Source organism: Vibrio sp. D173a, assembly GCF_030248475.1.
This window is the reverse complement of record NZ_JAHGAH010000769.1, coordinates 1-946: the sequence shown is the minus strand read 5'-3', so window position 1 is coordinate 946 and position 946 is coordinate 1. Positions and strand designations below refer to the sequence as shown.

Here is a 946-nt window from a genome sequence, read left to right as displayed (position 1 = left end):
AATCTTAGACGGTGCTGATCCTATCCCTGAAACGGTGAATATCACTAATCAAGAAACTGACTCGACATTACTTGAGGGTAGCTTTGTATCGATTGAAAGTGACACATTATCGTCAGTCGTTTTCGACTCGTCATCATTGGCTCAGTTTGATGGAATTTTAAGTGTCTCTATTCAGGGGCGTGGAGAAGTCGTACTTACGGTTTCAGTCGATACTAATGGCGAGTACCACTTCCAACAGTTCAAACCTATTGAACAGATCAATTCAGACTCTCTTGAATTTTCACTCCCGGTAACAATTACTGACTTCGACCAAGACTCGGTGGTGAGTACATTAAACATCACTATCTCGGATGGGGATCGACCATCGATCAATTCTGTTGATCCAATCTCCGTACAAGAGAGTGGTATTGATGGTGGTTCAGAAGAAGGAACCGGTATCGTCAGTGGCAGCGGGTTTGTAACTTCAGAAACTTTCGATAGTGATATTATCGACCATCATGAACTCGAACCAACGGAGTTTAATACAGATGGCAGCTTGTTTTCACAAGGACAACCCGTTGAGTTAGAACTGATTAGTGAAGTAAGCGGAGTTCGAAACTACGAAGGTTTTGTCACGGTTAATGGCGTTCGAACCGTTGTTTTTGAGGTGGCCGTCGACAGCCCAGCGTTAGGCTCTTATGAATTTACACTACTGAATTCGCTTACCCATCAAGGCTCGCAAGATGCAGAATTGAGTTTTGAACTACGTATCTATGCGGTTGATGCGGATGGCGATCGCTCGTCTTTGGCGGGAGGTACGGGTGACGCGCAGCCAGCACTTATTGTCGTTACCGTTGCTGATGATGTTGTTGAGCTGATTGATAACATTGTTGCATTAGGGGAGCCGATACAAGTAGGTGACTCAATGGTCTCTTACACCGTATTCAATTTCACCGGAGCAGATGGA

Annotated in this window: 1 protein-coding gene; it reads left to right on the top strand. The window is 44.8% G+C overall.

Going from position 1 to position 946, the window contains the following annotated elements; translation table 11 throughout:
* The coding region (locus KIV40_RS29150; RefSeq protein WP_285352714.1) for a hypothetical protein at nt 1-946 on the top strand (946 nt) is incomplete at both ends.